Origin of the sequence: Bacterioplanoides pacificum (assembly GCF_042648445.1) — a bacterium.
GTDB classification, from domain to species: Bacteria; Pseudomonadota; Gammaproteobacteria; order Pseudomonadales; family Oceanobacteraceae; genus Bacterioplanoides; species Bacterioplanoides pacificum.
Genome location: NZ_JBHRYB010000005.1, coordinates 1 through 24,223, shown reverse-complemented (window position 1 = coordinate 24,223; position 24,223 = coordinate 1). Strand labels below are relative to the sequence as shown.

22 protein-coding genes are annotated in these 24,223 nt (G+C 53.8%); 6 read left to right on the top strand and 16 right to left on the bottom strand.

From position 1 onward, the window contains the following. Window position 1 precedes the first annotated feature (1 nt). Window positions 2-1,042 (top strand): FUSC family protein, encoded by a 1,041-nt coding sequence (locus ACFOMG_RS04750; protein WP_376865111.1) that lies wholly within the window; start codon window positions 2-4, stop codon window positions 1,040-1,042. Window positions 1,043-1,088: 46 nt separating this feature from the next. On the opposite strand, the gene hmpA is transcribed toward ACFOMG_RS04750, so the two are convergent. Genes hmpA through ACFOMG_RS04735 form a run of 3 tightly spaced genes read right to left on the bottom strand, consistent with a single transcriptional unit; the run spans window position 1,089 to window position 3,792 of the window. Further along, a complete protein-coding gene (gene hmpA / locus ACFOMG_RS04745; protein ID WP_376865110.1) occupies window positions 1,089-2,282 on the bottom strand; it encodes an NO-inducible flavohemoprotein in 1,194 nt (397 codons plus the stop codon). Between the two features lie 35 nt (window positions 2,283-2,317). Next, window positions 2,318-3,511 (bottom strand): NnrS family protein, encoded by a 1,194-nt coding sequence (locus tag ACFOMG_RS04740; protein WP_376865109.1) that lies wholly within the window; start codon window positions 3,509-3,511, stop codon window positions 2,318-2,320. Beyond that, a complete protein-coding gene (locus ACFOMG_RS04735) occupies window positions 3,508-3,792 on the bottom strand; it encodes a hypothetical protein (protein WP_376865108.1) in 285 nt (94 codons plus the stop codon). The genes ACFOMG_RS04740 and ACFOMG_RS04735 overlap by 4 nt, the downstream gene beginning before the upstream one ends. A 184-nt stretch (window positions 3,793-3,976) precedes the next feature. Here ACFOMG_RS04735 and norR point away from each other — a divergent pair, with 184 nt between their 5' ends. Then, window positions 3,977-5,575, top strand: coding sequence for a nitric oxide reductase transcriptional regulator NorR (gene norR, locus ACFOMG_RS04730; RefSeq protein WP_376865106.1), 1,599 nt, complete (start codon window positions 3,977-3,979; stop codon window positions 5,573-5,575). Here the strand turns inward: norR and moeA are convergent. From moeA to ACFOMG_RS04700, 6 genes are all read right to left on the bottom strand, one after another. Beyond that, window positions 5,563-6,798, bottom strand: coding sequence for a molybdopterin molybdotransferase MoeA (gene moeA / locus ACFOMG_RS04725; RefSeq protein WP_376865105.1), 1,236 nt, complete (start codon window positions 6,796-6,798; stop codon window positions 5,563-5,565). The genes norR and moeA overlap by 13 nt on opposite strands. Before the next feature lie 96 nt (window positions 6,799-6,894). Next, window positions 6,895-7,941: an NAD(P)H-dependent flavin oxidoreductase gene (locus tag ACFOMG_RS04720; RefSeq protein WP_376865103.1), complete on the bottom strand. Its 1,047-nt coding sequence runs from the start codon at window positions 7,939-7,941 to the stop codon at window positions 6,895-6,897. 294 nt (window positions 7,942-8,235) lie between these two features. Continuing rightward, window positions 8,236-8,820 (bottom strand): thioesterase family protein, encoded by a 585-nt coding sequence (locus ACFOMG_RS04715; protein WP_376865102.1) that lies wholly within the window; start codon window positions 8,818-8,820, stop codon window positions 8,236-8,238. A gap of 6 nt (window positions 8,821-8,826) precedes the next feature. After that, complete coding sequence (locus ACFOMG_RS04710; protein WP_376865101.1) at window positions 8,827-9,732, bottom strand: class I SAM-dependent methyltransferase; 906 nt, start codon at window positions 9,730-9,732, stop codon at window positions 8,827-8,829. Beyond that, window positions 9,732-11,072: an FAD-dependent oxidoreductase gene (locus tag ACFOMG_RS04705; protein ID WP_376865100.1), complete on the bottom strand. Its 1,341-nt coding sequence runs from the start codon at window positions 11,070-11,072 to the stop codon at window positions 9,732-9,734. Before ACFOMG_RS04705 ends, ACFOMG_RS04710 begins: the two co-directional genes overlap by 1 nt. A 54-nt stretch (window positions 11,073-11,126) precedes the next feature. After that, window positions 11,127-14,066: a hypothetical protein gene (locus ACFOMG_RS04700; RefSeq protein WP_376865099.1), complete on the bottom strand. Its 2,940-nt coding sequence runs from the start codon at window positions 14,064-14,066 to the stop codon at window positions 11,127-11,129. Window positions 14,067-14,218: 152 nt separating this feature from the next. On the opposite strand from ACFOMG_RS04700, the gene ACFOMG_RS04695 reads away from it, so the two are divergent. Next, window positions 14,219-14,749, top strand: coding sequence for a DinB family protein (locus ACFOMG_RS04695; protein WP_376865098.1), 531 nt, complete (start codon window positions 14,219-14,221; stop codon window positions 14,747-14,749). Window positions 14,750-14,752: 3 nt separating this feature from the next. Here the strand turns inward: ACFOMG_RS04695 and ACFOMG_RS04690 are convergent, their stop codons facing one another. After that, window positions 14,753-15,067 (bottom strand): putative signal transducing protein, encoded by a 315-nt coding sequence (locus ACFOMG_RS04690; RefSeq protein WP_376865097.1) that lies wholly within the window; start codon window positions 15,065-15,067, stop codon window positions 14,753-14,755. 34 nt (window positions 15,068-15,101) lie between these two features. Then, window positions 15,102-16,244, bottom strand: coding sequence for an SMP-30/gluconolactonase/LRE family protein (locus tag ACFOMG_RS04685; protein WP_376865096.1), 1,143 nt, complete (start codon window positions 16,242-16,244; stop codon window positions 15,102-15,104). A 160-nt stretch (window positions 16,245-16,404) separates the two neighbouring features. Here ACFOMG_RS04685 and ACFOMG_RS04680 point away from each other — a divergent pair, with 160 nt between their 5' ends. After that, window positions 16,405-17,238 (top strand): pseudouridine synthase, encoded by an 834-nt coding sequence (locus ACFOMG_RS04680; RefSeq protein ID WP_376865095.1) that lies wholly within the window; start codon window positions 16,405-16,407, stop codon window positions 17,236-17,238. A gap of 806 nt (window positions 17,239-18,044) precedes the next feature. On the opposite strand, the gene ACFOMG_RS04675 is transcribed toward ACFOMG_RS04680, so the two are convergent. The 3 genes from ACFOMG_RS04675 to ACFOMG_RS04665 are packed head-to-tail and all read right to left on the bottom strand — an operon-like array spanning window position 18,045 to window position 19,566. Then, on the bottom strand, window positions 18,045-18,914 hold the full coding sequence (locus ACFOMG_RS04675; RefSeq protein WP_376865094.1) for a hypothetical protein: 870 nt from the start codon (window positions 18,912-18,914) through the stop codon (window positions 18,045-18,047). 1 nt (window position 18,915) lies between these two features. Continuing rightward, entirely contained in the window at window positions 18,916-19,389 is a 474-nt protein-coding gene (locus tag ACFOMG_RS04670; protein WP_376865093.1) for a DUF4124 domain-containing protein, read from the bottom strand. Window positions 19,390-19,416: 27 nt separating this feature from the next. Beyond that, window positions 19,417-19,566: a hypothetical protein gene (locus ACFOMG_RS04665; protein WP_376865092.1), complete on the bottom strand. Its 150-nt coding sequence runs from the start codon at window positions 19,564-19,566 to the stop codon at window positions 19,417-19,419. Window positions 19,567-19,733: 167 nt separating this feature from the next. On the opposite strand from ACFOMG_RS04665, the gene ACFOMG_RS04660 reads away from it, so the two are divergent. Then, complete coding sequence (locus tag ACFOMG_RS04660) at window positions 19,734-20,897, top strand: type III PLP-dependent enzyme (protein WP_376865091.1); 1,164 nt, start codon at window positions 19,734-19,736, stop codon at window positions 20,895-20,897. A 98-nt stretch (window positions 20,898-20,995) separates the two neighbouring features. Here ACFOMG_RS04660 and ACFOMG_RS04655 read toward each other — a convergent pair whose 3' ends face one another. Continuing rightward, complete coding sequence (locus tag ACFOMG_RS04655; protein ID WP_376865089.1) at window positions 20,996-21,694, bottom strand: VC0807 family protein; 699 nt, start codon at window positions 21,692-21,694, stop codon at window positions 20,996-20,998. Window positions 21,695-21,850: 156 nt separating this feature from the next. Between ACFOMG_RS04655 and ubiM the strand changes: the two genes are divergently transcribed. Then, window positions 21,851-23,065, top strand: coding sequence for a 5-demethoxyubiquinol-8 5-hydroxylase UbiM (ubiM, locus tag ACFOMG_RS04650; RefSeq protein WP_376865088.1), 1,215 nt, complete (start codon window positions 21,851-21,853; stop codon window positions 23,063-23,065). Between the two features lie 94 nt (window positions 23,066-23,159). Here ubiM and ACFOMG_RS04645 read toward each other — a convergent pair whose 3' ends face one another. Beyond that, window positions 23,160-23,540: a hypothetical protein gene (locus ACFOMG_RS04645; RefSeq protein WP_376865087.1), complete on the bottom strand. Its 381-nt coding sequence runs from the start codon at window positions 23,538-23,540 to the stop codon at window positions 23,160-23,162. Between the last annotated feature and the right edge of the window lie 683 nt (window positions 23,541-24,223).

The following is a 24,223-nucleotide window of genomic DNA, read 5'->3' as shown; positions in this document are numbered from 1 at the left end:
CATGTTTATTGCTCCACGGCCAAAGGTTAATGACGATCCGTATTTTGCCATTCGTTTAGCCTGTGCCGGCAGCCTGGCGTTACTGATCGCGTTTTTAATTCAGTCATCCATGCCAATGCTGATACCGGCACTGACCATCGGTCTGATGGCTGGGATGCGCAAAGCATTTGACCTGAAAAAGGCGATTGCTGGTCCGCTGTTTCTGATCATCGCCAGCAGTTTTTTTTACTGGCTGATTTCATGGCTGTATGTCATGCCATTAATTACCACTCTGGTGGTGTTTTTTATCAGCAGCCTGGCGTATTACCTGACGCTGAAATCCGGCAATCCGGTTGGCATGCTGATCCTGATCTCAGTGGTATTAATGTCGGTGATGGGGGCCAAATCCGCTGCCGCGTTAATGATCATCCATAACGGTTTTATCGAAGGTGCAATCACCGCGATGATACTGATACCCGTGCTGTATGGTATTTTTCCCAGCCGGGCGACAACACCACTGAAAGAGGTGTATCAGCCGGACCCTTATGGCCAGCAGCTGGAGCGGGCCATGTTACGGGCGGCGGTTTTATTGTTGTTATTGTTATGGCTTTATACCGTGCTGGACAGGCAAAATATGACTCTCGCTATCGCAGCGATTTTCACCCTGGTTTTTCCCTGTAAAGAACATCAGTTTGAAGAAGCCAAAGAGCGCAGCTTTGCTACCCTGCTCGGCGGGCTTATGGCATTGCTGATTCTTGCCATTATTGGTTTTGTTGGTCATTTTTTTATTTTGCTGGGCAGCACGTTCCTGGCCATTTTATGGCTTGCCAATCACATGTACCACGGCCGTCATCCTCCTATGGTGTATCAGTACAGCATCTCGGTCATGCTGGCACTGATGGTGGGTGCATTAACCAATAACGCTCCCTTACCCGCCACCCTGCTGCGACTGGTGCTGACCCTGAGTGGTACTCTGGGCGCGGTATTTTTATACGCATTACTGGAAAGCCTGTTATTTAAAAACCATCAGTTTCCGGCCAGCCGCAGCAAAAATCCGGATTAACCAACACACCTGGGCATTAACAGGCCATCCGTGGCCCAGCAGCGTGTTATAACCCCTGATGAGGACCAAAAACTTCGTAATGAATCCGCTCAGCGGTTACCCCGGCAGCCAATAACTGCTGCCGTATAACACTCATAAACGGCACTGGCCCACAGATATAAAACTCACCCTGCTGGCGGGGTAAATCAGCAACCTCAGCGATGTCCATCAAGCCGCTGTAACAGGATCCTTCTGGCTGTTCCTGTGTTACCGGCTGCCGGTACCAATAATGCAGGCTGAGATTCATGTCTTTTTTAATATTGTGTTGCCGCGCAGCGAAACTGTGCTGCTGCGGATTTTCACAGGCATGTAAAAAATGTACCTCACGGCCAGGCTGCTGCTGACAGACATGCTCCAGTATCGCCTGCATCGGTGTTACACCTACTCCGGCTGAAATCAGCACCAGCGGTTGCTCACCGGGGTGCAGATAAAAATCACCAACCGGCGGGTACAGTACAACCCGGTCACCAACGGCTAAATCATCGTGTAAATAATTCGATACCACACCCGGCCGGCCATTCATTTCCCGCTTTACCGATATCTGATATTGCCCGGCTAACGCCGCTGACGACAAAGAATATTGCCGTATCTGGCGGAATTCACAGCCCTCGGGCTGAACCTCAATACCAATATATTGTCCGGGCTTATAAGCGGCCACTGCGCCGCGGTCCTGCGGAACAAAAACAAAACTGCTGACCAGTTCAGACTCCGGTCGTTTGGCTGTCAGAACAAACTCCCGTCCTCCGGACCAGCCCCCGGCTGACGAGGAACTGGCCAAATAAATTTCGCCTTCCCGACGGATAAAAATATCCGCCAGTTGCTGGTAGGCCAGCTCCCAGGCCTGCTGCACCTCAGCAGTAAACTGCTCTGGTAACAGCTCCTGCAGTGTGGCAATTAAATGCTGGCCAACAATCGGGTAATGTTCGCTGCGAATATTCAGACTGGTGTGTTTGTTAGCAATACGATCCACCATCTCTGCCAATACTTGCGGAGTATCCAGGTGCTTGGCATAAGCCGCGATGGCTGAAAAAAGTGCAAACTGTTGCCGTCCGGAGTGTTGATTACTCTGATTAAAGATATGTTTCAGTTCCGGGTTGTGACTGAACATCCGCCGGTAAAAATGATCGGTAACGGCCGGGCCAGCCTCCTCCAACAGTGGCACCGTGCTTTTAACAATATCTGTGTGTCGTTGGGATAACATAATAAATCCTGATTAAAACAATAAAATGTGCCCGTTCAGGCACGGCTCAACACCGGGAAATACCGGTAAAGAAACAGAGAAAAAGCCAGGCACCAGCAGACGACGGCCAGATTCCAGCCGCTTAAGGCATAGCCGGCTAACGGTAAAATCAGACGAAATGCGGCAGCACAGAAAATCAGTAAAAAAGCAGCACGAATCCAGTTACTGACCTGCAGCGGCCGGCCGGTATGACCCAGCGATACCCGGCTGATCATGGCGAGAATCATGCCCCCCAGTGTTCCCAGCGTAAGCAGGTGCAAGGCACTGCTGAATGGCAAAACATCACTGATTAAACTTACCCCCAGCATGACGAAGGAAAGTCCCAGGCAGAAATAAGACAGCTGCAGCGACCACAACAACGGCTGCGTTAAGGTTGCCAGTGGCGCCCAATACATATTGCGTAACAGATGCAGCCCACCCACCACAAACAACAGCACTGCCGTCAGCGTGTTCAGCGGCCACCAGTAACTGCATAAAAAACACACTGCAGTGGGTGGTAACAACAGCATTAACGCGCGATTAATAGCCGGGGTTTCTTCTACCCTGGCAGAGATGCCCGCCATGCGGCAGCCGTTGCGGGTAAACATCGGAATCACCCGCCCGGCAATCACGCTGATCATCACGCTGAAAAACATCAGTACACTATGGCTCAGATGCAGCGCCTGATTTAAATAATCGCCCTGAGCCAGCGCCAGAAAAACAAGATGTAATGCGGCAATCATCAGCAACATAACGATAAACTGATAATTGCGGCGACTGCCGCTACGCCACAATAACCAGCCGAAAAAACCGATCATCAGCGCCCACCAGCTCAACTGCAGCGTCATCACTAGCGTGAATAACAGCGGACTGAATCCCCACCAGGGTTGCCAGACTAAAAAACGGATAACCAGCCAGACAATAATCAGGACAAGCAACATCGCGCCGTGCATGCTGCGCTGGCCGGTCCAGGTCTGAACCGCGGTCAATAAAAAAGCGCAGGCCACGGTTAAGGCAAAACCAAACAACATCTCATGAATGTGCCAAAGCAGCGGACTTAACAAAGCGGGTTGCCAGCCGGTGATGCCGTTCAGCACAGCGGCCCAGGCCAATAACGCCATGACCGATAATGCCGCCGCCAGCAAAAAAAATGGCCGGAATGCCAGCTCTAATAACGGTTGCTGTAAGCAAGACTGAATCACCGCTCTCATAATGACTGCTCCTGGTTAAAACCAGCAAAACGATTCAGCGCAAAACAGCGCAGGATGTAGCCAAACTTGATGGCGGTGGCAAATATCAGGGTGCTGATATGCGCCACAATCTGTAACGACAGCGGTAACCACTGACTCAGACCATAGCTGAGCCAGACCGATAGCAGAGTGAACACCGCCCCCAGCAACATGCCCCAGTTGCCCAGCACCAGCAGACGATGAATCCCGTCCGCATTGCTGATCTGTGGGCGTGGACCCGCCAGGTGAAACTGAGAAATCATACGCTACCCCATCCGGTCAGTTTGATATCACTCTGCTATAGCGAAGCCCGTGCCAGATATTTTTCTTTTTATTTTTCAATAACTTAGATTTTAAAAGCCTTAAAAGATGTCAATTTGACTCACCAGAAAACATGTCCTTTTGACTCAATCGTGTTATAAATTCAAAAAACCCCGGAAGTCCGTTATGAGCCCTATCTCTGTTAATGCCCTGCTGGAGCTGGCGCTTGATCTCAGCCACAGCCTCACCAGTGACGATCGTTTCAGCCGTCTGCTGGCCCATATCCGTAAAGCGATTCGCAGTGATGCCGTGGTATTGCTCAGTGTGCAGGGCGATTATTTAAAACCACTGGCCTTACAGGGGCTGAGCAGCGACACCCTGGGACGGCGTTTCGGCATTGCCGAGCACCCGCGTTTTCAGCAGATTTGTCAGTCGCAGAGTCCGGTGCGTTTTGCCGCCTCCAGCCCGCTGCCCGACCCTTACGATGGCTTATTGCTGGCGCTGGAAGGGGATTTGCCGGTGCATTCCTGCATGGGACTGCCACTGCGTGATCAGCAACGGTTAATCGGTGTACTGACACTCGACAGTCTGACCCCGGGTCAGTTTGATGATATTCCTGAGCGTACGCTGGAGATCATCAGTGCCATGTCCGCCGCAGCGCTGAAAAATGCTCTGACACTGGAATCCCTGCAGCAACATGCCAGCCATGCCCGGGCGGTGGTGGAAGAATTAACCCAGGAAGCATTAACCAAAGACGGTGGTGAACTGATCGGCGACAGCGCGCTGATGCAACGCCTGAAACAGGAAATTCAGATTGTTGCCAGCTCCGGGTTTACCGCGTTAATTCAGGGTGAAACCGGCGTGGGTAAAGAGCTGGTGGCGCGCACCATTCATCATCAGTCTGGCCGGAGTAACGGCCCGCTGGTGTATGTTAATTGCGCCGCGTTGCCGGAAAATCTGATCGAAAGTGAACTCTTTGGCCATGTTAAAGGGGCTTTTACCGGAGCCAGTCAGAGTCGTTCCGGTAAATTTATGATGGCTGATGGTGGCAGTTTATTTCTCGATGAAATTGGCGAATTACCACTGGCGGTGCAGAGTAAATTATTGCGCGCGTTACAGAACCAGGAAATTCAGCCGGTTGGCCAGGATCAGTCACAGCAGGTGGATGTACGGATTATTGCGGCGACGAACCGCGACCTGCAACAGGAGTGTGATAACGGCAATTTCCGCAGTGATTTATACCACCGTCTCAGCGTGTATCCGCTGCATGTGCCGGCGCTGCGTCAGCGTGGCCGGGATGTGATATTACTGGCCGGTTTTTTCCTCGAATTAATGCGCCGCAAACTGGGCTTGCAGCAAATTAAATTTGCCAGCGATGTGATGCCCTGGCTGCAGCAATACGACTGGCCCGGCAATGTGCGTGAACTGGAGCATTGCATCAGCCGTGCGGCATTACGTGCCCGCAGCCGCCAACATCAGGCCATCATTGTGATTGGCCGCAGTGACATCGGCGAGTTACACAGCAGCCAGCCGACGGACCGCAGCCCCATTCAGGAGACAGATGCAACCAGCGGCAAGCTGGCGACTGCCGACACACACACCAGCCTGAAACTGGCGACCGAAGATTTTCAGCGCCGTTTAATTATTCAGACACTGCAGCAAAATAACCACAACTGGGCAGCCAGTGCCCGTCAGCTGCAAACCGACCGGGCGAATTTAACCCGGCTGGCGAAACGCCTGGGCCTTGCGGTTACCCGGCAACTGCAACAGGATCAGCCAATATAGCCGTCAAACGGTTCAATGGTCACTGACTCACCAGCAGCCACAGAACCGCGCATTTGTTCGAGAATAATGTAACAGTTGGCGCGGTTCATTGAGGTTAATACCCCGGAGCCCTGGGAACCGGTGGTCACCACCTGTAACCGGCCATCATCCGTCGTGTGATAAATACCGCGCTGAAAATCCGTCCGCCCCGGCGCTTTACGGATATCACAACCGGCGCTGGCGCTCAGGCGTAAGGGTACACGGGCGTTTTCACCCTGTATTTTACTCAGCATCGGCAGGCCCAGCTGATGCATAGTCACCAGTGCCGAGACCGGGTTGCCCGGCAGGCCTATAAAATAACTGTTGGCCAATAAACCAAAAGCGAAGGGTTTTCCGGGTTTAATCGCCAGTTTCCAGAAGGCAATTTTCCCCAGCGACTGCAGTACGGTTTTTACAAAATCCGCTTCACCAACCGATACACCACCGGAAGTAATCACCACATCGGCCTGCTGGTCAGCCTGAGTAAACACCTGCGTCAGTTGTTGCAGGTCATCAGCAACAATACCGAACTCCAGTACCTCAGCACCAAAGCGGGTTAATAACGCCGCCAGCGTGTAACCATTACTTTCGTAAAACTGTCCGGGCTGCAACACCTCGCCCGGTTTTTTTAATTCATCACCGGTCGAAATTAACGCCACACGAATGCGTTTTTTTACCCGTACATCGGCAATTCCGAGGCTGGATAACAAACCGATATCCGCCGCCCGCAAACGCCGGCCGGCTTCAAACACCAGCGCACCACGGCTAATGTCTTCTCCGGCATAACGCACATTAGAGCCCGCTTTAACCGCCTGCGTTAAACGGATGAGATCACCGTCAACGCTGACATTTTCCTGCATACACACACAGTCCGCTCCGGCGGGCAGCTGACCGCCGGTCATGATACGGACACACTCCCCCGGCTGCACCACAGCGCTATAAGGATGACCGGCGAAGGACTGCCCGACCAGCCGCAGCTCATTCCCCGCACGACCATCTTCTGCCCGTAACGCATAACCATCCATCGCCGAGTTATCGGCGGGAGGAATATTCAGCTCGCTGGTAATGGTTTGCGCCACAATACGGCCATCGGCCTGACTGATCGCCACACTTTCGCTGGCTTGCAGCGGCGTCAGCGCCGCCAGCAGTTGTTTCAGTGCATCGTCGAGGGGCATTAACCCGGCACTGGCACAAGCATCTTTCATGGTGAATTTCCCGGTAAAGTTTGGCCGATACTATATCAACCCGCTGAACATTCCAGTACCACCAACGAGGTAACGGCCGTGGCGGCAAAGCGGTTGTTATTCACCAAACCACAACTGCCGGGTTAATTGCGCAGCACTGATGGCACGGCAACCGGAACGGTTTTCACCGGCCCACAACGGCGAAAAATCATCCCGTTGCCGGGCTTCTGCGGCACTGCGCAATGGCGCCAGAGCCAGCGAGGCATAAGGGAACGGCGGCAGCGGCGACGGCATACAGCCCAGCTCCGTCATCACCCGGTTGACGATGCCACGCGCCGGACGGCCGGAAAACAACGTGGTTACCGCGGTCTGGCGCTGCTCATCCTGTAACGCCTGACGGTGCAGCTCGCTGGTATTGGCTTCATCACACAACAAATAACTGGTGCCCAGCTGCACGCCTGCAGCACCGGCGGCCAGCATGCGCCGGACGTCGGCATGACTGGCAATACCGCCAGCCGCAATAACCGGAATATCGAGTTGCCGGCTCAGTTGTGTCACCAGTTCTGCACAGCCGGGTTGTTGCTGCAACAGCGCAGGCCAATCGTCGCCCTGCAGAAATACCGCCCGGTGACCACCGGCTTCAATGCCCTGTGCAATCACAACATCAGCGCCGTGTTGCTGCAGCCATAAACCTTCTTCCAGGGTCGTGGCGGAAGACAATACCGTGGTGCCCCAGGATTTAACCCGCTGTAATAATTCAGCCGCCGGCAGACCAAAATGAAAACTGATTACCGCTGGCCGATAAGGCTCCAGCAAATCGGCAATGTCGTCATCGAATGGCCGCCGTAAGGCACCGTCAAACCCTGGCGGCTCAACCTCAAGCTGGTTGTAATAAGGTGTCATCTGCTGCTGCCAGTGCTGCAATAACGCATTATCGGCCGCCGGCATGGTATGACAGAAAAAATTGAGATTATAAGGACGTTGCGACCGGCGCCTGAACTGTTCGATGTGTTCGACGATCTGATCCGGCGCCAGCATGCCACAGGGAATGGCCCCCAAACCACCGGCTTCAGACACCGCAACGGCCAGTTGCCAGTTCTGTACCCCGGCCATTGGTGCCTGCAACAACGGGAAATCGATGGCCAAACGCTCACACAGTGTCATATGCCTTGCTCTTTATCAGCTGGAAAACAGGCGTATCACCGTAAGCCAGTGCCACACTAAAAAATAGAGGGCAATAACGAAGATAAATAATAAAAATATCAGACGGCTGACAACGTCCAGCAGCCTCTTTCATTGCAGGTTAAATCCCCACTAATAACTCAAAGTAAGCAGAGTTTTACCTTGGTATCTCCACCCCAGAGGGGCGGAAATGTAAACTTAGGAGCTATTTCTCCACCCTTCGGGTGGGGAAATTAGCAGGATTTAAATAATAGGGGTTTTTCATCAAGCTGAAGATCAGCGTATTTCCAGTCCGCTGTGATCTGTCTGACTGTCTTCAGCGACTGCCGGCTGGCCGTTTTTAATCTGTTGCTGCAGCGCCTGCCAGGCATCAATGACCGCATCTCCCTGCGGGTCTTGTCCGAGAATATATTTTGGCTTTACCACCTGGCCTTTAATCAGGCAGGCTTCTTTCACCAGGCCAATCCCCACCAGCGTATGACGGTGATAAAAATTGTGACGAAAATACAGATATTTATCATCCCAGCCCAACAGCTGAGTATCACAACGGAAACGGCTGAACGGCGACAACGGCCGCAAATAAATAAAATCCTGCGCCGCAATCATACGCACCCGGTAACTGCCATTATGTGCCAGCCCGGTGCCGTGCCAGAAGGAAAAGCGGCCCAGTTCCATAAAACTGTAAAAACGATAATTGGGTAAATGATCGCGCCAGCCCAGATCGTGGAACCAGACGCGGAAATAATCAGAAAACACCTGCTGCGCTGTTTTTTGGGTTGCCCAGCGACGGGCCAGTAAAATCAGTAATAAACGGCCAAATAAATTCATAACCACCACAGTGAGCAATTCAAAGCGGCGCACTTTACGCTACTGCTCCGGCGTCGCCATTGGCTGTTCTGACGCCAGCTCAGCCCGGATCAGCGTATAGCTGAGCCAGCCACGGCGCCAGGCCTGCTGCAGGAAAGCCCCGGTCAGCTGATATTTAAGCCAGCCCGGTGACCAGCGCCGACCAGTCTGACGACGCCGAAAGGCAGCAAACCAAACGCCAAAACGCGGCATCACCCGGTCACTGAGATCAACGACAGAAACGTTGCCCGCTGTCAGCTGTTGCAACCGGGTGCGGCTTTGCTCCACGGTTTGCAGATTGTTTAACGGTATTGATGAAGCCCGCAACATGGCCGTTAATAAGCACCTTACCAGCCAGGGAAAATCAGCCAGAGGGCGACACAGATTCAGATCGGTACAGGCGATAACGCCCTTCGGCTGATGCTGCAGAAGTGCCGTCGCCTGTTGCCAGAAGTGTAATTTATCGGGGAAGTGATAAATGCAGTCCAGTGCCAGCACGCAGTTAATACCGGCATCACTTAACTCTGAGAACAGGCGCGCATCACATGCATCCCCCTGCACACACTGTTGTGCCGCCCGGGCCAGCACCTCATCCTGCTGTTGTTGCGCCTGCTGCTGTAAGCGCTGCTGCGCCAGCCCGGTTTGTAATGACGAAAAATTAATACCAAATAATTGTGCCACCCGATAATCAGCACGCCATAACAGCAGCTGATCACCACAACCAAACCCGGCATCCAGTACCACACTACCGGGCCCCAGTCCGGCCGCCGCCGCCAGCGTGTGGGCCAGCTGCTCACAGGCGTCAGCGTATTCTCCGGCAGTACCCAGCAACGGCGCCGCCGGCCACAATCCCAGGTTACCCCAGCACCGTCCCGGCGGATTCAGGCGCTGTTCGGCCAGATCAAAAAACGTCTCCGACGGGGGCATCAGTGCCCGGCCGCCTGCCAGGGAATTTCCACCCCCAGAGCCTCGGCCACCGCCACCGAAGAATCCACCGCCGCATCCAGCAAGGGCACTTTATCGGCCAGGTAAGAACCACAGAACCACAGCCGGTTATCGCACTGTTGTTGTTGCTGTTGTCGTAATTGTTGCATCGCGGCCCGGCTTTCCAGCGTTACCAGCGGGCGGGTAAATGCCACTTTTGCCAGCAGCTGACCAGCGCCCGGTTCAAACGTTGGATGCCAGGTCTGAAACACGGTGCCCTGTTGCCGGTAGCGGGGAATGGCTTTGGTTAAATCAACGCTGACCTGTGGCCGCTGCCGGCCCTGTGGCGGCAGACAATAACTGACGGCAGAGCAACCTTTACCCTGCTGTGGCAAAAAACCACTGTCGGTGTGTACCATCATGGTCGATGTTTCAAACGGTACCTGACGCAACCAGGCTTGCTGCTGGTCAAAGCCATCCAGCATGGCCGCTGCCTGTTGTGCCTGACAGGCAATCACCACCTGATCAAAGCGCTGCTGCTGGCCATCGGCCAGGGTCAGCTGCAGCTGTTCACCACACGACCGGACACTCTGTACCGTCTGGCCGGTCTGCACCTGAATGCCCTGCGTCAGCCGCGGCACGATATCGTCAACGCCGTTGCGCGCATGAATAATACCGAATTGCCACACACCACAAGTGAGATAGGCCAGAATGACATCCGCCGGATAATTCAGAATGCTGTGATAATCACAGGTACAGGTTACCGCCAGTACCGGCAATAACAGCTGTTCAGTGAACTCACCGTCGATCTGCTGTTGTTGCAGAAATTGTTGCAGCGTTTTTTGTCGCAGCTGCTCATCCGTTAATAACGCCTGTTGCGCCAGACGGTTAAAACGCCGGAACGCCAGCATCAGACGCCAGGCACGCCAGCTAAATAGCGACTTCAGTTTCGGCAGTGAAAAGCGGTACCGGCCCAGCGCCACATTGCCATAATGCAGCACCTCCTTACCGCGGTGATCAAAAAACACCCCGGCATGATCTCCGGCTTCAATTTCAACACCAATATGACGGTACAGTGCCAGCAGATTGGGATAATAACCGTCACAAAAAACCCGCAACGGAATATCGATGCGGTTATCAACACCGGCCGACTGATAATCAACACTGAACACCCCCATACCGACCTTGTCGTGGCTTTCGATCAGGGTGACATCGTATTTTTGTTTCAGCAGCCAGGCCGCTGACAAACCGGCAATACCACTGCCAATCACGGCCAGCGACGGTTTAACGGACGCACTGCCAGCACGGCTGGCAGCATCAGAACAGGAGTGAGTAGCAGTCAAACGACCAGGCTCCGGGTTAATATGTATTCGCTGTAAACATTACGTCAGTTTGCCTTACAGTAACAGGCCAAAACGCAGATAAAACTGACGCTGCTCACCATTGGCCGGATTTAAACCCTTCGCCAGCCCCAGCGTCAGTGGTGCCAGCAGGCGATAACCGAGAATAATATCGCTGCGGACCTCCACTCCGATCCCGGTCAGCTGATCACGTTGCTGCCGGCGAAACCAGGCGCGGCCACTGTCGATAAACAGGCGGCCACTGATGTCCCCCAGCCCCAGCGGATTAAGACCCCAGTTACGTTCTATCCGTGCCAGCGGAAACCCCAGCTGCAGGGTTTGCTGATGAATAAAATGGCCACTCTGTACACCCTGATCGTAACCGCGCAGGCGATATTCATTTCGGCCAAACAAGCGCTGCTGTTCACCCTGCTCCCCTCCCAGCACAAACGCCTGGGCCTGCGGTCCTGCTTTACCCAGTGCCAGGCTGTAACTGAGGCTGCTGCGTCCGGGTAAATCAAAGTGATGGCGCCAGCGCCCCTGCCACACATCGCCACTGTAATCCGATGCCAGCACATCGTTGGTTTCAAACACCAGGTCGGCGTCACTGCCCCAGCCCACACCGGCCACATCGATAAAAAACTGCTGGTTATTAAAGCGCAACGCGGCACCCACCAGGCTCTCGTCACGACTCAGTTCGGTGGCTAACAAACGTTGATGTTCGTAACTCAGCCCGCTATGCAGACTGAGCTGATCCTGCCATTGTGGCAACAGCCAGTCACGCTGCAACAACCAGCTGTCGTCCCGTCTCAGCCAGTTACCCAGCGTGGTGTGATCGCGGCTGAACCCCAGGCTCCAGCGATTATCGTATTGCCACAAAAACTGGCCGTTAAACTGCTGCTGACGGCTGTCGTGGTTCAGCAACAGACTCCAGCGCTGACGCCCGAGGGCATCAGTACCCGCGCTGGCCAGCCCCAAACGGCGCTGTTCGCCGTCTTGCAGATAATACGGGGTCCAGCTATGAGGCTGCAGACTGCGGTAAAAAGCCGGATTGATAACGGTATAATCCTGTTCTGCCGAAACCTCCGCCGGCTGTTGTGGCTGCAGCGGATAATCATAACGGCCACTCAGGCTGTCGCGGCTCAGCTGAACATATCCCGCCGTCAGTGGCTGGCTGACCAGCTCAAAACCATCGTGTCGGTAACGGCTGTAAAACAGCTGTTGTCCCACTGACAGCGGTGTGAATGCGCCGCTGTCGCTGTGTGTCAGTTGTTCCAGTTGCGGCTGTTCAGACGGCTGCAGCCATGCCGCCGGGTCGAGGCGATAAATATTAAACCGACCGTGATAGTCAGCGCTGAACAGCAGCCGGCCGTCGGCACTGAAACGTGGCCCCTGCTCATAAGCCCGGCTGTTGGTCAGCGGCTGCCAGCGGAGCGCCGCGGTAGCGTTAATACGGCTGTGATACAGATTCCAGCCCTGCCCCGGTTGTTTGATGCTGGCCACCAGCTGCTGCTGCCAGACATCAAAGTCAGCCACCACCTGCCCGGCCGTGCCACGCCACAGTCGCTGCGATTGCTGCAGCTGTTGCTGGTCATCCAGCGTCAGTAACCACAACTCACTGATCCCGGCCAGCGACCGGCTGGCGAGAATCTGAGTGTTGCTCAGCCAGCGGGCTTTACGGAAACGCTGTTGCCGGGTCAGCGCTTGCCAGCCGCGCTGTGGTTGCCAGATAAACAGGTCGTTCCAGACCCGGCCACTGGCATACGTCAGCGTCCGGGAAGTCAGTAACACGCCGCCGGCGGAGACATCCAGATCGGTTACCCGGTTGCTGTGTACCAGCCGCTGTGGCGGCTGTTGTGGATGTTGCGGCTGCGGCCAGTGCTGAATGCTCTGTCGCTCATGACGGCTGTCAGCCAGCGTATATAACTGTTGCTGTGCAGCCGCCAGGCGTGGCATACGCGGCAACTGCTGCTGCCACACCTGCACCTCAGCAGACGTTTCGGAAGTCGTCCCCGAGCCGGCAAACTGCTGGCGCAGATCGGCCAGAAACGCCTGCCACAAGGACTCAAACGAGTGGCCAAAAACCTGACGTGCGGTACCCTGCTGGGTGAAATACAGCAACACCTCATTGCTGTAATACTGCAGATAACGGCGCACACTGTCCTCACCATAACGGCGCACCAGAAAGTCAATAAAATAGCCGCCGTACAGGTACGCCCGGTTCGCGGGCCAGCTGCGCCCGGGCGTAACCGCTTCGGATAAACTCATCAGCTCACCACTGGCCACTTCCGTGCGCATCTGCATGCGGTAATAATTACTTTGCAGCCGGCCATATCCATGCTGCTGATCGGTTTCCAGATACACCGCCAGCCCTTCCAGCAGCAGCGGTGGTGACAGGGCGTGTGGAAATGACGACAGTGGCACCAACAGCGGTAATAACGGCGTGCGGCCAAACAGGCGACGCAGCCCGGCGGCACTGCCACTGGCCATTTCGCTGTGCAGAATATGGACGTATTCGTGCAGAATCAGACCGTGCAGCCAGTCGTCCATACTGTCCAGGCCATTCACATCCTGAGGTGGGCTGGCGTACAGCCGGATCTGGGCAAACGGGAACGGAGTGGCCCAGCCATTCGACAGATCAAACTCATCCACCAGCACCATCCGGGTGCGCTCCGGCGGCAACCGTACCTGCCCGCGGGCATCGCTGAAAAACGGCAGCAAACGCTGGTGTGCCTGTTCTGCCAGCGCCAGTGAGCGTTGCGCCATAGCCGCCAGCGGCGGGCGATAAAAAATCTGAAAATGAGCCGACTGGCGGCTTTTCCAGCCCCCGGCTGTGGTATCCCAGGCCACCGGATTGGCAGACGCAGACAGCGTCCCCAGGCAACCCGTTAACAGCCACAACAGGCCCGCAACAAACCGGCCGGAATAACCCGTTAACCATGCCCGGTTTACCCGGCGGCGTAGCGGAATATGAGGTCTGCTGCGATGGAACGTCATGGGCTGTTGTCCTTAACCTGACTCTGGCGGTTGCGCTTCGGTAACACAAAGGTCGGCTATCATAACCAGCTACGAGCGCGAGAACAGCTTGCCGCGTCATATTCTCTGGCATACGCTTTTTACAGATGTGTTTATTTATATGTGAGGCCGTTATGCCCTGGTCCGATCATCACCGCCGCGCCGCCCGTTATAACCGCTGGATTAATGAATCCCTGTATCAGGTGTGTCTGGCGCTGCCAGCCCCGCAACTGAACGATGACTGCGGTTTGTTTTTTCAATCGATTAACGGCAGCTGGAATCATCTGTTAATCACCGACTTAATGTGGCTCAGCCGCATGCAACATGTGTATCCGATTCTGGAAGAATTAAAAGATATTGATTTTCCGCGCCGCCTTAATGGCCAGATCAGCGACCAGCTGCAACTGCTCTGGCCATTACGCCAGCGGGTCGATGACGTATTGATTCGCTGGTGCGATTTATTACGCCAGGACGACGCCACCGCTGTGATTGAGTACACCAGCAGCAGCGGTCAGCCCCGGGTGAAACCACTGGATCAGATCTTACAACATCTGTTTAATCATCAGACCCATCACCGTGGCCAGATCACCGCCGCCTTAAGTGCCATAGGGACAGACTATGGCGAAACGGATTTGTTATTTATGCCGCAACCGGATGATTGCTGAGCGTCAGAAATAGCGCAGCACCTCAGCCACCAGCAAGCCGGCCAGCGCCAGTATAAACCAGGGCCAGTAGCGCAACCGCCAGTCGGGCAAAGGTTGCTGATCGTGGCTGTTGGCCTGATCGTATTCCAGCGCCAGCTGACGGCCCCGGTCAAAGTCGTCATTATTCACCATCACCCGCACATAGTTATGCGTCGCCAGATCACCGACACCGCCGGTGAGGTATTCCCCTTCGATAAAAGCGGCAATTTTGTGTTGCTGTAACAAGCCAACCAGCACATGGGCTTCCAGCATATCAGCGGCGTTATAAACACACTTCATCGGCACAGTTTTTTAGTTATTTGCCTGCTTCCAGTTATAGCTGATTTGCCAGAGTCTGTTCAGCCCGACCAAGGTGGAAACGATAAATCTGGAACGGCCCGGCAGCCTCAATGGCGTCGGCCGGCTCAGCGATCACCTGATGCAACGCCGAACAGCTGACGTATAAATAACCGTCCGCCGCCAGGCTGAAACCGTCCGGCCAGCGTAAATCGGCGGAGCGTAACAGGGTCTGTAATTGCCCCTCTGGTGTGCGCCGCACAATGGCGGAATGTTCCAGATCGGTAAAATACAGATTGCCGCTGGCATCCAGCGCCATGCCATCGGTCATGGGTTTGGCGCCCAGTGCTTCAACCCGGGATTCAAGCGTGGCATACGGCAACTGACGATCATGCAGGTCGGCGGTGGCAATGCGGTAAACCTGATCGGCACTGACCGCTGCGAAATACAACCACTCGCCATTGGCGTCCAGCGCGATGCCATCCACCCCGGGATTGATGGTAAACACGCCAAACAAGGTCATTTCCCGTCCCTGAACCACCGGCTGATACGGCCCGGCCTGAACCGTTGCACTGTTATGCAACAGCCGCCAGCTGTCGTTCTGCTGCCGGTCATACACCACCAGGGCTGGTGAGCGCGCCAGAATGCTGGCGTCAGTGATATAAAAATAACGGCCGTCCGGGCTGATCCGGAAATCATTGGCATGAGCCCCCAGCGGAAAGACCTCACGCGGAAAGTGATATTCATGCAGCAACTGGCCGTCGCGGATATCAAAAGCCAGTAACCGCACCCGATTGAGCGCGTGTTTACCGGTATCCAGCAGCCATAAGGTGGTGCCGTGCAAGCGCAGTGATAATACCTGATTAAAAGCATTTTCCCGGCTGCCACCGGGTTGCCAGCTGCGATCCGGAAACGCTTGTACCTGGCCATCCCGCCATTCAGCAACATTAATCTCCGGGTCAGCCTCAGGATGAAAGGTAAAAAATAACCGGCCACCGTCACTGACCGCCAGATTCCCCGGCGGGGCGGGCAAATCAGCTACCCGTTGCAGTTCGGTGGAAGGCAATAACGGCACAGCACTGCGGTCCGGAAACTGCCCGTCCTGATGATACACACTGCGTAATGCAACCAATAACGCCACCAACATCAGCAGCAAAATAATAAACCAGCGTCTTAACATCCCGCTTCCTTGTTATTTTTAATCGCCAGCACCCTAACAAAGTTGGCCAGCGCTGTTAACTACTGACGAGCGACAGGTGCCGTACCGCACACTTTACGGTAAAGTGCGCGCCGTTATTGCCCGACACCGCCATCACCCTAGCAAACAGATACTGAGGCTTATGCAGTTACCGGTTATTTTTCAGGATGAGCATCTGATCGCCATCAACAAACCCAGCGGCCTGCTGGTGCACCGCAGCGAAATCGATCGCCATGAAACCCGCTTTGCACTGCAGCTGGTGCGTAATATGCTGGGCCATCACGTGTATCCGGTACACCGGCTGGACAAACCGACCTCCGGCGTACTGTTGTTTGCCAAAACCCCGGAAATTGCCAGCCTGGTGGTCGATCAGTGGCGTCAGCGGGCGGTGGAAAAACGCTACCTGGCGATCGTACGCGGTTACTTTCCGGAGTCAGTACACCTCGATAAAGCCATGTCGCCACCGGTCGACAAATACGCCAAACACGAAAAAGTAAAACCCCCTCAGGAAGCCATCACTGATTTTCGTTGCCTGGCTCAGGTGGAGCTGCCCATTGCCATCGACAAATACCCCCAGTCGCGCTATTCCCTGATTGAAGCCTTGCCCAAAACAGGCCGCAAACATCAGATCCGCCGCCACCTGAAACACCTGGCCCACCCGATTATTGGTGACGCACGTTACGGCAAAGGTAAACACAGCCGTTATTTTCGCGATCATTTCGACGCCCCCCGGCTGCTGTTACACGCCTGGCAACTGACGATGGAACATCCGGTCAGTGCTGAACCACTGATACTGACAGCCGATGTCGATAACGTCTTACGCCGTTTGTGCCAGCGTTTTGCCTGGCAATCACAATTACCGGCCCCGCTGCAGGATTTCAGCCAGCCTGTGCCCGCTTGTATGGACCGTTTTTTCCCATGGCGGGACGAGCCTACAGCCGTCAGCGATACCCCACCACCGGCGCCATTAAGCTGACCAGCAACGTCTTTACAAACAATCTGTGGATAATTTACTGGATAAAGTCTGAATGAAGGCCGCAAAGCCACAGCCCTGCTGGCTTTGCGCTGTGCTGGTGTTATTTCACGCCAAAAAAAAGTATAAACTTTTCAATTACTTAAACAGGTGCCTGATAAAGCATCCGGCTGCGTCAAAAAATTCTGACACCTTTTTTACACAAGCCATTGCTGTTAATAACCGTAAAATTGTCGGCTTTTGGCGCTTGACATTCACACGGGTTATTTTATCGACCGCTGGCTTCATACCCATGGCTGAGAGGGAAATTCACAGTTCAGGGTTGCCCACAGATTCTGTGGATAACAAAGTGCATAACACTTTAAAAACCCGCCCCAACGCGCATGTTTTATAGCCCCCAGACAAATTGTTCATTTTTTGGACAGTTTATTTTTTCTTTATTTTTCAAAGACTTATAAAAATCAATACTATTTTCGGAAAATAATGGGGCAAATTTTGCCAATCTCAGCAGGCTGCACAAACAATGTGCATAACAACCAGGACAGGCACTGTCATACACCTTAATGCCGCAAAAACCACACAAAAACAAAGGATTTATGCCATAACCCAACAGCAAACGGCCTCGCACGCTGAAACCTGACACTTCCGGGTTTTACACAGATTCTGTGGATATCCCTCTGGATAACCACTTTAATAATCCGCTTCAGAGCACTGACTACGCTGCTGCTGACAGATTGGCGTTATTTTGATCAGAATTATTTACAAGAAAAATCAGATACTTAGGGCTTTATCAAAACCATGGTTCAGGATCAGCCGGGTAACCCGCTGAGACGCAGACCGGCCTTCTGTAATTCCCGGGTCAGGCGTTTATCCAGCTCCTCCAGCGCCACCGGCGTTAATTCGAGCACGACATAACCTGCGCGGCTGAGTGCCTCCGCCCGCGTCAGCTTGTGCTGCAACGCGGTGGCGGTTTTATCCTGCTGACGATTCCCCCAATACAGAATAACCAGCTCAATATCCGGCAAATAAAAGTCTACTACCCCCTCCGACAGCGGCCATTGCTGAGCAAAGTGTACCCGTTGCAGATACAACCAGTTGCTGATCAGCCGCTCACCACAATCGTCTACCAGGCGGCCATCCAGTGCCCGGGGTAACCCGACCTGCTGGTCCAGTTGCGCCAGTGCCTGCTGCCAGTACTGATCCTCCTGCAGAGCGCCGGGCCAGCTGACGTAACTGGCGCCGTCTTTGGTTTCCCGCGTTTCACCACCGCGGCGCTGTCCACGCTCCGTCACCTGCCAGCCAGTGGCAACCGAACGCAACCAGCCCAGCTGCTGCAATAACAGATTAATCAGCCTGCCCGGCACGCCACTGGCTTTACCCAGCGTGGTTGCCGTCAGGCGTTTTTCTTCCAGCCCGGTGAATAAGCGGTGCTGCAACAGCTCTGGCGGCCAGACGATGTAAGTGCCGAATTTATCAGACGTCTGATATTCGCCGCCTTCAAATTCGCCCTTTGCCGTCAGCCGGTAACTGTTTTTGCCATCCTGTTGCTCACGTACAATCCATTGCCGCGCTAACAAACGCTCAAATAACAGCCGGCTGTCGATATTCGCCAGCCGCGCCAGTCGTGAGGTGGAAATTTTACTGGCGCCGCTGTTTGCCGTCGCCATCGCATCTGTCACTTCAGCCTCCACATTCTTTCTGATAAGCGTCGATGGCCGCCTGACGTTTTCCCTCGGCGGTTTTTTCATCGTCGTACACCCGCTCTCCCTGTTCATTCACATGGTAAAAATGGGTGGCCCACAGGGCTTTTTCTTTACGCTTTTTCAGCCGCGCACATACGGCCTGTTGTTTCTTTTTTGCCTGGCGTTTTTCTTCACGCTGCTGCTCCAGCGCCTGACGATCTTCCGCCATGGTTTTTAACAGCTGTTGCTGCCGCTGACGCCGCTGTTCAGCCGAAGGAGCAGGCTGATCGCCACTTATCGGCCGGGTTTTTATGTCAACTTTTTCCATCTCAGCGGCATTATTCTCGCGTGGTGGCTGATCACTGAAATGTACTTTGCCCTGCTCATCAACCCACTTATAAACCTGAGCCTGTAACTCTGCCTGCGGCAACATAAAACACACCACCAGCAACACGCTGTTAATCCTTAACATCACACTCACCCTCATAAATCCTGTTTATTACGCCGGTACGGCACACAGGGCGTTATTAACCTCGGCCTGGGATGGTAACCGGACATTAGTGATTAATTCTGGCATTAATCGCAGAGCAAAGCGATAGCACGCCATCTCCGACAACACGATCCCCAACAACACGATCCCCGATGACATCAGCCCCGGCCAGGCTTAGCCGGCGGAGAAAAACATGCCAGAAACCACTCTGCGTTAAGCGAAAAAATCTGATCGTTAAGAATAAAAAATATCACTGTACTCCGGCCGGCAAAAGCCTATCTTTGCGCCGCTCTTTTGATCACTACCACAAGGAGGTAGCGAGCCTGATGGTGACGTCACCAAGCGATTTTTACGAAGCCGACGCCTATGCCCGTCTGAAGGCATTTGCCGACAGCAAGGAAACCCCGTGCCTGGTAGTCGACCGGCAGATTTTCCGCAAACAGCTGAATGCGCTGCAGCACAATTTCCCCTACGCCAAGGTGTATTACGCCATTAAGGCTAACCCGATGGTGGAGTTGCTGGAAATTCTGCGCGATGCCGGTTGCTGTTTTGATGTGGCGTCGCGTTACGAGCTGGATAAAGTGCTGGCGCTGGGTGTCAGTGGCGACCGCATCAGTTACGGCAACACCATTAAAAAAGCGGCAGACATTCGCTACTTCCATGAGCAAGGTGTAACCCTGTTTGCCAGCGATTCGGAAGACGACCTGCGTAATATTGCCAAAGCGGCTCCGGGCGCCCGGGTGTTTATCCGCATCCTGACCGACGGTTCACACACCGCCGATTGGCCGTTATCGCGTAAGTTTGGCTGCCAAACCGACATGGCCATTGATTTGTGTTTACTGGCACGGGAGCTGGGCCTGCAGCCGTACGGTTTATCGTTTCACGTCGGCTCGCAGCAGCGTGATATCGGTGCCTGGGATGCGGCCATTGCTAAAGTGAAAGTGATTTTTGAACGCTTGCAGCAGGAAGATAACCTGACGCTGAAAATGATTAACCTCGGCGGTGGTTTCCCGGCCAATTACCTGAGCCGCACCAATGAGCTGGAAACGTACGCTGAAGAAATTAAGCGCTTTCTGAGCGAAGACTTCGGCGAAGACTTTCCGGAAATCATTCTCGAACCCGGACGTTCACTGGCGGCCAATGCCGGGTTGCTGGTCAGCGAAGTGGTACTGGTCAGCCGGAAAGACCGCAACAGCTTACACCGCTGGGTGTATACCGACATCGGTAAATTTGGTGGCTTGATCGAAACCATGGATGAAGCGATTAAATATCCGTTGTTTATTGAGAAACAAGGGGAAGTAGAAGAAGTGGTGTTGGCCGGCCCAACCTGCGACAGCGCCGATATTCTCTACGAAAACCACAAATACGAACTGCCACTGAATCTGGCCAGTGGCGACCGTCTGTACTGGTTCTCCACCGGTGCCTATACCACCACCTACAGCGCGGTGGAGTTTAACGGTTTCCCGCCGTTGGCTTCCTACTGCATCTGATCTTTCCTGCCATCACCCGCCTGCCATGATCAGTGCGCCACCCCGGCGTACTGATCAGCTTGTGCACGTCGTCTGATAAGACGTAGCAGCGAGCGGCGTTATTTATACATAAAATCTTCCAGCCCCTGACCGGTGGACTGGCGTACCTGCTTAAATAGATACCAGATCGCGATGCCCAGGACGATCATACTGGGTAACACAATCACCGGATAACTCAGTGCCGTCATGGTGCCCAGTTGCTCGTTGTATTCGGGGGTACCGGCCGGGCTGGTAACGATGTAGCGCGCCAGGCCGTAATTCAGTGCTGAGGATAAAAAGAACGACGCCGCGACAATTTTATTGGCGACATTAAGGCTGGCATCAAAGGTCTGCTGCTGGCCGCGTTCCGCCACCAGCTGTTTTAACCGGGCGACGTCGAGAATTTCTTCATTGAGAATAATCAGACGAATCAGTGAATATTTGGTGTTCAGCGTCAGTAATACACCAATACCAATCAGACCCGGGATCAGCGCTTCTTTAATGGCAATGTATTCCGGCGGTAATTTCAGCAAACTGATGCCGCCGGTTAATAACACACTGACGATCCCTAATACCGAAAACACATTGACCTTACCGGCCGCACGTAAATCCCATAAGCCAAACGCCAGTGGAAAGGCCAGCGCGCAGACGACCCCCAGCGTGGGGCCGAGCATATCGTCGCCACTGGCTTTGGTCAGAATCAGAGTGGGAATAACAATATTAAACAGCAGATTGCTGAAGAAGCTGTGGTTGGGCTTATGAGCACCAGAAGCTGTCATGGTTTTTCCTAACAGAAGATAGAATTGCCGCCAGTATAACGGGCTTATCCGGCAGACAGAACCACCCGGCAACCATGACCGAGGTCAGGTTTTGTTTTTTCCGAACTGCTAGCCTGCACAACGGATTACATGTTGTCGCCGCAGTGGAGAGGATCAGTGACGCAGATACCAACAACAGCGCCTGCGGCGTTGTACAGCGATATTGCCATTATTGGCGCCGGCCCGGCTGGCCTCAGCCTGGCGTTATGCCTGGCCGGCTCCGGACTGAACATCACCCTGATCGACCAGCAGTCACGGGCCTCGATTGCCGAACCGGCGATGGACGGACGGGATATTGCCATGAACCATGAATCGCGCGCGATCCTGCAACAGCTGGGCGTCTGGCAGCGTTTTCCCGCCGACCAGGTTCACCCGTTAAAAGACGCCCAGGTGGTGGATGGCGATTCCCCCTATGCGCTGCATTTTGAGCGCAACGACGATGCCGATGCACCGTTAGGCTACCTGGTCGCTAATCACCGTATTCGTGCGGCCCTGTATCAGCAGCTGCAACAACACGATACGATCCAACTATTAACCGAAACCCGTGTCACCGCAGTACACAGCAACGCTGCCGATGGTGTGGTTGAACTGCAAACACCCCAGGGGCCCGCCAGCCTGCGCGCCAGCCTGATTGTTGCAGCCGACAGCCGTTTCTCCGCTGCCCGGCGTATGATGGGGATCAGCGCCCGTATGAAAGATTATGGCCGGGTGATGATGGTGTGCAATATGGAACACCAGCACGACCATCAGCATACCGCGCGCGAATGTTTCTTTTACGGGCGCACCTGCGCCATTTTGCCACTCGGGCCGAAACAATCGTCCATTGTCATTACCACACCCGCCAGCCGTGCCCAGGAATTACAGAACCTTGATGCGGAGATATTTGCCCGCGAAGCAGAAGCCATGATCGGTTACCGGCTGGGTAAAATGACATTAATCAGTGAACGTTACAGCTACCCGCTGGTAGGGGTGATGTCACAACGGTTTGTGGGCCGCCGTTTTGCTCTGGTGGGTGATGCTGCGGTGGGAATGCATCCGGTGACGGCCCACGGCTATAACCTCGGCTTACGCTCCGCCGATACCCTGGCCGGGCTGATCATCAAAGCACATCAACAAGGCAAAGACATCGCTTCACGATCGTTATTACTGCAATACGAAATGCAGCATAAGCTGCTAAGCCAGCCGGTGTATGAAGGCACCAACCTGGTGGTGCGCTTGTTTACCAACGACAACCCACTGGCCAAAGTGGCCCGTAAAGCGGCGTTACGGATCGGCAACAACCTCAAGCCGTTTAAACAACAGGTTACCCGGCGGCTGATACAACAGCGTTAATGGGCTTGTTGCATTTGGGTATTGGACACCTCGTCAGTTTGGCGCTGGTGTCCGTTAAAGCGGGGGAGGTTCAGGATTGAATCACAGTCGCTTGTTAGGTTTTGCTTGCGCGATTAGCCCAATAATCGTGAACAAAGTTAAATTCATCAACCCAGCAAGATAATGTGTCAGACGTATCTCTACCTAACGACTGGGCCAATTCGAAGAAGCCTGGCCCAGGCTGCATATCCCCGGATTTATGAACTACAATCGCAGTCAACATCCCTCGACCTTCTGCATCTTCCTCAGAGCTAATCTCACCTAGCATATGGAACATTCTTGGATCGTGCGCCTCAATGGCAATTGCACTAATTTGAGCCGCCAATTCGGAGTAAGCAATACGCCCCTTTCTAAGAGCGACCCCCACTAAAACATCCTTTGCCTGCTCCTTAGCCTTATCCCAATCGGCTCCTTCGTAACCATGATCGTTTAACATAGAACTCCAATCTCTAAGAAAATATAACGCCCAAAGCAGCGGTGCGTAGCATCCGCTGCCTTTGCTTGTTAGAAGCCTTACTCGCTAAGACTTCGTTAATGTCATTTTTGCCTTAGCCAGCAGCCAATACAGTGGAAGCTCCGACCGCAATCCACAGCTTTCACAAATAAAAGCCTCATGTAAATACAGCTCCGCGGCATTAGCCTTTTTGATCTTTAGTTTGGATTCGCAATGAATGCAACTGAGAAAGTCGCCTAGCTGCTTTTGCAGCATACGGCTTATAGTTAAGCTTCTGCCATCCAAAAATAGTGATTCATAACATCCCATCATTGTAAGAATTAGATGAGATATGGTTTTTTCGTTTGTCGATTGGATACGGTTAAACGATTCTAGTGTAACTTGTGTGATATACAGAAAAATATACGGTAACTTTGACTCTAGAAATTCGTAATAGTAATCATCAAAGGCATCTTCGAATATGAAGTTTAGAGAGTAATCTTCTGTTTTAAGAAGCTCGCCCTGAGATGTTGTTAAATGCGTAGCTTTTTGCCAGGTTGAGACTGTAGATAAAACTGTGTAACTGCTTATCATCCCCTAACCATCAGGATAAGCAGTTATGAACAAGAAAGACCTTGAAGCCTTTGCACTCGAAGCCGCCAAAGGCATTAAAACTCAGGAAGATC

Coding starts and splice junctions, on each gene's coding strand:
- ACFOMG_RS04735 (WP_376865108.1), bottom strand. CDS start 3,792: ATGATTTCTCAGTTTCACCTGGCGGGTCCACGCCCACAGATCAGCAAT.
- ACFOMG_RS04665 (WP_376865092.1), bottom strand. CDS start 19,566: ATGTCATCGGGGATCGTGTTGTTGGGGATCGTGTTGTCGGAGATGGCG.
- ACFOMG_RS04655 (WP_376865089.1), bottom strand. CDS start 21,694: ATGACAGCTTCTGGTGCTCATAAGCCCAACCACAGCTTCTTCAGCAAT.
- ACFOMG_RS04710 (WP_376865101.1), bottom strand. CDS start 9,732: ATGCCCCCGTCGGAGACGTTTTTTGATCTGGCCGAACAGCGCCTGAAT.
- norR (WP_376865106.1), top strand. CDS start 3,977: ATGAGCCCTATCTCTGTTAATGCCCTGCTGGAGCTGGCGCTTGATCTC.
- ACFOMG_RS04680 (WP_376865095.1), top strand. CDS start 16,405: ATGCAGTTACCGGTTATTTTTCAGGATGAGCATCTGATCGCCATCAAC.
- ACFOMG_RS04690 (WP_376865097.1), bottom strand. CDS start 15,067: ATGAAGTGTGTTTATAACGCCGCTGATATGCTGGAAGCCCATGTGCTG.
- ACFOMG_RS04660 (WP_376865091.1), top strand. CDS start 19,734: ATGGTGACGTCACCAAGCGATTTTTACGAAGCCGACGCCTATGCCCGT.
- ACFOMG_RS04695 (WP_376865098.1), top strand. CDS start 14,219: ATGCCCTGGTCCGATCATCACCGCCGCGCCGCCCGTTATAACCGCTGG.
- hmpA (WP_376865110.1), bottom strand. CDS start 2,282: ATGTTATCCCAACGACACACAGATATTGTTAAAAGCACGGTGCCACTG.
- moeA (WP_376865105.1), bottom strand. CDS start 6,798: ATGAAAGATGCTTGTGCCAGTGCCGGGTTAATGCCCCTCGACGATGCA.
- ACFOMG_RS04700 (WP_376865099.1), bottom strand. CDS start 14,066: ATGACGTTCCATCGCAGCAGACCTCATATTCCGCTACGCCGCCGGGTA.
- ACFOMG_RS04670 (WP_376865093.1), bottom strand. CDS start 19,389: ATGTTAAGGATTAACAGCGTGTTGCTGGTGGTGTGTTTTATGTTGCCG.
- ACFOMG_RS04750 (WP_376865111.1), top strand. CDS start 2: ATGTTTATTGCTCCACGGCCAAAGGTTAATGACGATCCGTATTTTGCC.
- ACFOMG_RS04645 (WP_376865087.1), bottom strand. CDS start 23,540: ATGTTAAACGATCATGGTTACGAAGGAGCCGATTGGGATAAGGCTAAG.
- ACFOMG_RS04740 (WP_376865109.1), bottom strand. CDS start 3,511: ATGAGAGCGGTGATTCAGTCTTGCTTACAGCAACCGTTATTAGAGCTG.
- ACFOMG_RS04720 (WP_376865103.1), bottom strand. CDS start 7,941: ATGACACTGTGTGAGCGTTTGGCCATCGATTTCCCGTTGTTGCAGGCA.
- ACFOMG_RS04685 (WP_376865096.1), bottom strand. CDS start 16,244: ATGTTAAGACGCTGGTTTATTATTTTGCTGCTGATGTTGGTGGCGTTA.